Origin of the sequence: Cryobacterium sp. TMT2-17-1 (genome assembly GCF_004402765.1) — a bacterium.
GTDB classification, from domain to species: Bacteria; Actinomycetota; Actinomycetes; order Actinomycetales; family Microbacteriaceae; genus Cryobacterium; species Cryobacterium sandaracinum.
The window spans coordinates 1-7,064 of the sequence record NZ_SOGC01000023.1 but is presented as its reverse complement, the minus strand read 5'-3'; the positions used below and the strand labels follow the sequence as shown (position 1 = coordinate 7,064).

Here is a 7,064-nt window from a genome sequence, read left to right as displayed (position 1 = left end):
GCAGCCACCTACCAAGACTGGATCCATAGCTACAATCACCACAGACCCCATACCGGCATCGGCGGCAAATCACCCATCAACCGTGCTCACAACGTCAGTGGGAACAACACCTAGATCTGTCACGCTTAGCGTTCCCGATCGAACACGAATGGTCCCGCACTAACTTGCACTGTTTGGATAGCACAATCTTGTGCTAGCTTTACAGCACAATGCTCGCGATGATCGCGAGGGATTCGATCTTCTGGGGGCCTAAATGAACTTCCTCTTTCTCTTCGTGCACGCCGTTCAAGATCTGCTACCTCTGGAAGTGGCCATCACCTTCGGCCTGGTCCTCTTCGCTCTGTCGTGGGTTCGTCCCCGGCGGATGGTTTCACTCCCCCAGACCGGGCGGCGCACGGCAACTCTCACCTGGGCGGGAGTGGCGGGTTCATTGCTCGTGGTTGTCGTCGCGACGGCGGTCAGCGCGATCGTCGTGTCGACGTCTGACGTTTCCGGGTATGACGGTTGGTGGCGCCGGCCGGCCCCGCTATTCGCGGCGACACTGGTGGTGGCTGCGGCGGCCGTAGCCCTTCGACGGATGCCACTTCCCGCGCCGGGAGAGCGTTCAATTGTTCCGCGCCGCCCGTGGCATGCGTTCGCGTCTCGCACCTTGCTCTGGATCTCCGGAATCACCGCGACATTGCTCGCGCTGACTGCCGTATGGCAGATCGCGATCGCCCGGACCGCGCCCGAAGACGGACCGTTCTTTGGGAACGTTCCCGACCACACTAACCTGCCGATCTACATGAGCTTCAACAGCGGGTACGGCTACCTGTCCGGGGCAGGATGGCCGAACCATCTCGCCACTCTCGTCGCGCTGGCACTGGCCTCCGCCGTCTTTTTCGCCGTGCTTCACACGGACGCCAACCGGCCCGTGTTCGCCCGATCGACCGCCTCCAGCGTGCGCTCGGAACGAGAACTAACCGCTCGACTGTTCACGTTCATCCTGCTCGGTGGACTCATCACCACGCTCGGAGCCGTGTGGATGCACACCGGTGCCTCCGGGCAAGCACTGGTCGGATTGGACGAGCAGTGGGTATCCGACAATCAGTCCTACCCGCGCATTCTCGTAGCCGGCGGCTACGACGCGATCGCCCGCCCCATGAACCTCCTGGGCTATGCACTCCAGGCTGGCGGAGTCGCGTTCCTCCTCCGACTTGCAGTCGACACCGCCCGAGCCGCACTGGCGACACGACGCTCACGCCTCGCAACACCGGAGTATGAAGTCTCGACCAACGGACCACAGCGATGACCGGGACCACGCCAAGCTCTGCGGATGAAATCGATGCGCTCTTCCGCGGAGCGATCCGCTCCGGACAACTCGGTGACGGCGAACGCCTGCCAACCGTCCGACAAACCGCTCGAGATTTCGGCGTCGCACAGGCCACAGCCGCAAAGGCGTACAAGACTTTGGAACGCGACGGACTCATCGTCACCCGCACCGCCGCCGGCACCCGCGTGGCCCCCGGGGCTTCCCGGGCGCCTCAGGCAGTGATCGAGCACGCCCGCGCACTCGCGGAAGCAAGCGAAGGCGCACTCGTCACCCTCGAAGACACCATCGCAATCCTCCGCGCGGTCTGGCGAACAGAGGCGACACACCCGCCCGCATGACGTTCCCCTACCGAACAGCATCGGCGCGGCCGCTGTCCTTCACCCAGGTTACAGATTCGGGCGTTGTCGTCCGGGCCACCCGGTTGAATACGGCGAGGCCGAGCGGGGCGTGTCCGAGGGCTGCCGTATCGGTCATCATCGCGAGTTCGGCGCCCGTGATGACAGCGAGTTCGCCGGTGCGGCATTGCGCGATCTTTGCCCCCCAACGCGACGCCGCCGGCAGCAATCGCACTTACGCTGCTCGGGGCAGGTGCTGGCGAGCGTAGCTGCCGTCAACGCGGCGATGGCGGGGCTCCTGGTCGGGCGGCTCCGTTCAGCCGTGTTGGTCAGCGACGGGTTCTGGTTGAACGGACCAGTCGGCGGGTGCATCGTCGGTGTCGGCGTCGGCGATCGCCTTGGTCTGGTGAACTTTGCCCGGCTTGTGGTGTTGCGGCGCGTAGACGGTATAGACCTGCATGGGCTCATCTCCGATGTTCGTCACGTTGTGCCAGCTGCCAGCTGGAACGATGACGCACCACCCATCGGTTACCTCCTCGTCGAAGGTCAGTTCGTTCTTGCTTGGTCCCATCTGGGCGCGGCCACGGCCGCGGTCGAGTCGAATGAACTGGTCGGTGTCAGGGTGCTTTTCTAGCCCGATGACCCCGTTGACCGGGATCGACATGAGGGTGACCTGCAGGTAGGTGCCACTCCAAGCCACGGTGCGGTAGTTCGGGTTCTTGAGGGTCTCGGTCTCCAGATCGAATGCTTGAGGACGGGGACCGGTGTCTTCGATGGGCATGATCTCATCGTAGCTTTGCCCGGATCGGATCATAAGGCTTCCCGCGGTTCGATCCTCCTGAGACCATGCTCACGGATTTGTCGCGCTGTCCGTCCGGCTTACGGGCGGCCCGCCTCAACCTGGACCAATCTAGTCGGGCCCGGTGGAGTCGTGCCTCTCGTTACACTGAGCGTGTCGCTCGAACGGGCCACACCACTATGCGCGGCCGGAGGTGCTGGCATGTTGCGCACTCCCCCCGTTGCGCTGCGATTTCCGTTCCAGGGCCGGTGGATCGCAGAGAACAGTCCGGCGAACCGTGTTCCCAGCCATGGCACCCATCTATTCGGCACGACATTCGCAATCGACTTCGTCGCCATCGACGAACGAGGCCATTCGGCAAAGCATGGTTGGCGCTCCGTATTAGCGACGGAGCCCCCCGTGGTCTTTGTCGGATTCGGCGCCCCGATCCTGGCGCCAGCATCGGGCACTGTCGTCGCCGCGGTCGACGGCGAGCTGGATCACGAGGCCCGGCGCTCACAATTGGCGTTGATTCCTTACGCGCTCTCCCAGACTCGCCGAGTTCGAGAGGGCGTGCGCGCGATCGCGGGCAATCACGTGGTCATCGCGCTTGAGCCGGCCGGGCCTTTTGTGCTCATCGCTCATCTCCAGCGCGGATCGGTGAGCGCCGCAGTTGGATCAGTGGTCATGGTCGGCGAGAACATCGGATCATGCGGGAACTCGGGCAACAGCACGCAGCCTCACGTGCACGTGCAAGTCACGGACTCAACGAACTGGCCGACGGCGCGCGGCAGGCCCATCGTCTTTGAACGCCCTCAGGTCAACGGTGGCACCTGGCTCCCGAGGAACGGGGATACCTTCACCGTCGCATGAATTGCAAAAGCACCCGGCCGAGGTCTCGCTTTTTCAATTGGGCGCTACCGGCTGCGCTTCCCAATCCACTGATGCCCAAGTGTCGCCGGCCGCTGCGTCCGGCGGCACGCTCACCAAGTGGTCGAACATCACCGACACGATCGCGGGCTCCATCCAGCGCAACTTCGACGCAATCGAGGGAACGTGGGACGTGCAGCGCGCCGCGCCACCGGAGTCCGCCTGCTGGACCAAGTCCGAGGACTTGAGTGGTACCCCGCACTGGGCGAAAAGGTCAGACGGCTACGAAGTTGCCTTTTCCGCAAAGAACTCCTGGTTCGATATGGACGAGGACCCGTGGACTACCGCTGAACGCTACGCGCGGGTCTGGACGTCAACCTTCCCTGCCACCAGCTTCGACCCGGATTACGACTTGTTCGCCTACGGGGCCCAGATCGCTGGACTGGTTGACAGCGACCAACTGCGAGTGACGGGTGGGTTCGACGGCGACAACTGGATATACCTCGTAGAGGTGTCTTGCGACACCCCCGGGTTCCGGGCTCCAGCGCCGGGGGTATCGATCGAGCCCTTCGCGCACCCGTAGACAGCAGCGTCAGGTCAGAACGTGAATGGCAACGGATCCTCGAACGCACCGCCACCACTGTCCAATTGACCGTTCCTCTGATGCCGACTCCGCCAGCGCATTCCCCGAAACGATCGGTCTCGAGCGAACGAGTCAGCACGTCAACAGCGCCACCTTGCTGGAAAGACAGGCTTAGCGTGACTGGGCGTATCTTCGGACCAAAGGAGCATCGTGACAAAGGATGCCTCAGCCCTGGGAACTCCTGCAGACGCATTGAACCTAACAGGCAAGGACTCAGATGTTGACACACACGGCGACCGGTTGGCTCATCAACTGTGGTGGAACCTTCGCTCTGATCCCTCGATTCACGCACGATCGACGGCCTACCGATGCCTCAGAGCACGAGATCCACACCTTCGGCATCCCCCTCGTTCTCATCCCAGGAGTCACCGGTCAACAGCCGGACTCGTGGGTATCAGTTTCAGGCGGCTGGGACGGGACGAAGTTCACCGTCGACGCATTCGGCGCCCCCGAGTTCGATGACGGCTTCACGGTCGAACCGGCCAACACCGCACCGGGCGATCGGACACCACCGCGATACGACGAACACTCACGCGCAGTCGAAGGAGCCTTGCTTGCCAGCGGTGCGATCGTCAGTCGCCGCTATCTGAGCGCCCCCGACAAAACCTGGAGAGTAGTCATCTCCGCACCGGACCCCGATGCAGTACGGGAGTCTCTCACCGAGCTACACGGCGATCTCCTCACCCTGGTTCAGTCGAGATGGACCCAACAGCAGTACCGCGATGCCGGCGAACACCTCGCTCACCAGGTCGAGCTCTGGGCGCTGTCAACACTCATCGACCAAATCAACGACGACGGTGTCGACCACATCATTGCGACACCACGGGCGATCACGGCAGAGATCGAAGCGTGGCACCGCGACCTCCCACCAGGACTCGTCACTCTCAAACCGATGATCCGCCCCATCTAGCACGACCCAGCACCAGACCCGCCCGCAAAGGGTTCCGTCAACAAGGCAGTCTGTCGCGTTCAGCACCGGCTATGGCCGCGGCGTGAACTAGTGGTTCTTGACGAGGATGTTCTCGCCTACTTTCGTCCAGCCGTCTCGATTCAGAGTGCCATCCTTCACGATCATGACTTCAAAGCTTGCCGACTTCATTGTCGTCATATCTGAGCCGCACGCGCCTTGAAAATCCGTGGCCCCTCTGTACGCGAGCAGGCAGACAGGGAGGTCAGTTCCCTGCGCCAGATACAGCCGTGTCTTGTCAAGGGAACGCACAAATCGCACGCTGTCAAGGTCGAACCCGTCCAATGCATGCAAAGGAAGGTCGCTCGGAATAGCGTCCTCTGCGCTGGGCTCTCTCATGAGGTCGGAGTAGCCACCGGCAGCTGAACAGCCCATCAGGCTCAGGGCGGCAGCGGCCACCGCGACCATCTTCGCGCACGTGAACTTGTCCGCCACATTTCCCCCAGGTTCAGGCCAACGTATCGACTACGAAATCGGCCCGCAAGAGTTTCGTTTCGCGGTCCGTGGGTGCACGCAGCCCTAGACCGTTTCGCTAGGACTTTCCCGGTGTCTCTCTGCATCCAGAAGGACTCGCCGACGGCTGCTCCCCTGGACCAGCACCAAGCCAGCCGCGAAAACGGAAGCAGCTGAAGTGGCGAGCATAGCGGTCAACACCACATCGGGTTTCAAGGTCATTGCCTGTCCGGTCATGGACGTGAATTCGCACTGCAGCCCCAGCGGGATCAACGTGATCCGGCCAACGATCGGCTGTCCGGGGTCTACGCTTTCGCGAGACGCCGGGAGTGCGTCCACAAGGCACGAATAGCTTGGATCTCGGACCGCGTAAATCGCCGCAGCTGGCGGCAATGCCATGAAGATGGCCAGCCCACACAACGCGGTAGCCACCCATCCCTCGTTCCCATTTGGCCATGCACCCACATTCCCTTGCGCACGCCGGGACTTTCTCCTCAAGTCGCGGGAAGTGACCGCACAGGGTTCGTCTCATGGGCCCCGTTTCGAACTCTCCCAGTGGCCCCTATCGGTATGTCGTGTAATCGTGAGAGATATGACCATTGAGCGCATCCGCCCTGAGGGGCTTGTCCACAGTCAGGCTTTCAGTCACGTCGCCATCGTGCCGGCCGGCGCAACCACGATCTACGTTGGCGGTCAAAATTCCGTCGCCGCAGACGGCTCACTCATCGGTGAAGGCGATGTTGCGGTGCAGTCCATTCGCGCCCTAGAAAACGTCAAGATTGCGCTGGCCGCAGCTCATGCAACTATCGAAGATGTAGTGCAGTGGACGGTGCTGTTCGTCGACGGTGTTGACCTTGCCACGGCGTATCAAGCCATCGGGTCCGCACTCGCTTCGGATACTCCAGCTCTAGTCATGGGGGCCCGAGTTGCCGGACTCGGTGTTTCAGGAGCTCTTGTCGAGATCGCCGCCATCGCCGCCGTCGTTCGCCATTGACCGCTAACCTGGCCTGGCGTTCGAAATCAAGGTTGGCGGTAAGAACTAGTTAAGCGCCAGGTCCGGCGAGTCGGATTTGTCCCGGTCAGGGTTTCCTTCTGACACTCCCCAGGTGGGGCCACTACTTCTTCGATAGGAGCTTCGCACCGTCCGACCGCAGCTCCCCCGCAGGTGAGACATGGCGGTACAAGGTCTGCCGGGTGATCCCGAGCTCCTTGCAGAGGTCGCTAACTTCGTTTCCTTCTGCCCCATCGCGGCCATGGCCAGGCGGACCTTGGCCGGCGTCATCTTGAACGGCCGCCCGCCCGTCCTCCCCCGTGCTCGAGCTGCGGCAAGCCCGGCGATTGTGCGCTCAGAGATGAGCGCCCGCTCGAACTCGGAGAGAGCAGCAAAGATTCCGAAGACGAGCTTCCCAGGTGCCGTCGTGGTGTCGATCGCTGCGCCCTCTCCGGTGAGCACCTTGAGGCCGATGCCACGGTCGGTGAGGTCATGCACCGTATTGACCAGATGCCGCAGGTCTCGACCGAGCCGGTCCAGCTTCCAAACCAGGAGCGTGTCACCATGACGCAGCGCCTTCAGGCAAGCCGCCAGGTGTGGCCGGTCTGTTAACGCCAACTGAAAACAGGGCCAGAAACGCCAGGCGAGTTCTAGGTCTCGTCGCAACACTCCACCAAGATTTGGAGTGTGAAGATGGCCAGACGTGGGCGCAAGA

The 7,064-nt window shown here is 62.4% G+C and carries 10 protein-coding genes and 1 pseudogene; 7 read left to right on the top strand and 4 right to left on the bottom strand.

All coding sequences use genetic code 11. The features are described 5' to 3' along the window. The 3 genes from E3O47_RS05330 to E3O47_RS16785 form a co-directional block, all read left to right on the top strand. A partial coding sequence (locus tag E3O47_RS05330) for an integrase core domain-containing protein (RefSeq protein WP_166785327.1) occupies positions 1-114 on the top strand: 114 nt, incomplete at its 5' end. A gap of 139 nt (positions 115-253) precedes the next feature. Next, entirely contained in the window at positions 254-1,291 is a 1,038-nt protein-coding gene (locus E3O47_RS05325) for a hypothetical protein (protein WP_134419754.1), read from the top strand. Beyond that, positions 1,288-1,650 carry a GntR family transcriptional regulator gene (locus E3O47_RS16785; RefSeq protein ID WP_134419752.1) on the top strand — a complete coding sequence of 121 codons (363 nt, stop codon included), beginning with the start codon at positions 1,288-1,290 and terminating at the stop codon, positions 1,648-1,650. Before E3O47_RS05325 ends, E3O47_RS16785 begins: the two co-directional genes overlap by 4 nt. A 7-nt stretch (positions 1,651-1,657) precedes the next feature. Here the strand turns inward: E3O47_RS16785 and E3O47_RS05315 are convergent, their stop codons facing one another. Both E3O47_RS05315 and E3O47_RS05310 read right to left on the bottom strand, forming a co-directional pair. Beyond that, the gene (locus E3O47_RS05315; RefSeq protein WP_134419750.1) at positions 1,658-1,882 is read right to left on the bottom strand and encodes a hypothetical protein; all 225 of its coding nucleotides are present in this window, start codon (positions 1,880-1,882) and stop codon (positions 1,658-1,660) included. Between the two features lie 81 nt (positions 1,883-1,963). Beyond that, on the bottom strand, positions 1,964-2,428 hold the full coding sequence (locus tag E3O47_RS05310) for a cupin domain-containing protein (protein WP_134419748.1): 465 nt from the start codon (positions 2,426-2,428) through the stop codon (positions 1,964-1,966). A 219-nt stretch (positions 2,429-2,647) separates the two neighbouring features. On the opposite strand from E3O47_RS05310, the gene E3O47_RS05305 reads away from it, so the two are divergent. The 3 genes from E3O47_RS05305 to E3O47_RS05295 all read left to right on the top strand — a co-directional run bounded on the left by E3O47_RS05305 (position 2,648) and on the right by E3O47_RS05295 (position 4,848). Beyond that, positions 2,648-3,298, top strand: coding sequence for a M23 family metallopeptidase (locus tag E3O47_RS05305; protein WP_134419746.1), 651 nt, complete (start codon positions 2,648-2,650; stop codon positions 3,296-3,298). Positions 3,299-3,377: 79 nt separating this feature from the next. Continuing rightward, on the top strand, positions 3,378-3,878 hold the full coding sequence (locus E3O47_RS05300) for a hypothetical protein (protein WP_134419744.1): 501 nt from the start codon (positions 3,378-3,380) through the stop codon (positions 3,876-3,878). Positions 3,879-4,155: 277 nt separating this feature from the next. Next, a complete protein-coding gene (locus E3O47_RS05295; RefSeq protein WP_134419742.1) occupies positions 4,156-4,848 on the top strand; it encodes a hypothetical protein in 693 nt (230 codons plus the stop codon). An 87-nt stretch (positions 4,849-4,935) separates the two neighbouring features. On the opposite strand, the gene E3O47_RS05290 is transcribed toward E3O47_RS05295, so the two are convergent. Then, positions 4,936-5,340, bottom strand: coding sequence for a hypothetical protein (locus E3O47_RS05290; RefSeq protein WP_134419740.1), 405 nt, complete (start codon positions 5,338-5,340; stop codon positions 4,936-4,938). A gap of 610 nt (positions 5,341-5,950) precedes the next feature. On the opposite strand from E3O47_RS05290, the gene E3O47_RS05285 reads away from it, so the two are divergent. Beyond that, a complete protein-coding gene (locus E3O47_RS05285) occupies positions 5,951-6,352 on the top strand; it encodes a Rid family hydrolase (RefSeq protein ID WP_134374957.1) in 402 nt (133 codons plus the stop codon). 121 nt (positions 6,353-6,473) lie between these two features. On the opposite strand, the pseudogene E3O47_RS05280 reads toward E3O47_RS05285, so the two are convergent. Then, positions 6,474-6,955, bottom strand: a pseudogene (locus E3O47_RS05280) (recombinase family protein); the annotation flags it as partial. Positions 6,956-7,064: the final 109 nt, after the last annotated feature.

What these genes read in the sequence shown, in the direction of transcription:
- E3O47_RS05325 (WP_134419754.1), top strand. Translation starts at nt 254, where the DNA reads ATGAACTTCCTCTTTCTCTTCGTGCACGCCGTTCAAGATCTGCTACCT.
- E3O47_RS16785 (WP_134419752.1), top strand. Translation starts at nt 1,288, where the DNA reads ATGACCGGGACCACGCCAAGCTCTGCGGATGAAATCGATGCGCTCTTC.
- E3O47_RS05310 (WP_134419748.1), bottom strand. Translation starts at nt 2,428, where the DNA reads ATGCCCATCGAAGACACCGGTCCCCGTCCTCAAGCATTCGATCTGGAG.
- E3O47_RS05305 (WP_134419746.1), top strand. Translation starts at nt 2,648, where the DNA reads ATGTTGCGCACTCCCCCCGTTGCGCTGCGATTTCCGTTCCAGGGCCGG.
- E3O47_RS05295 (WP_134419742.1), top strand. Translation starts at nt 4,156, where the DNA reads ATGTTGACACACACGGCGACCGGTTGGCTCATCAACTGTGGTGGAACC.
- E3O47_RS05285 (WP_134374957.1), top strand. Translation starts at nt 5,951, where the DNA reads ATGACCATTGAGCGCATCCGCCCTGAGGGGCTTGTCCACAGTCAGGCT.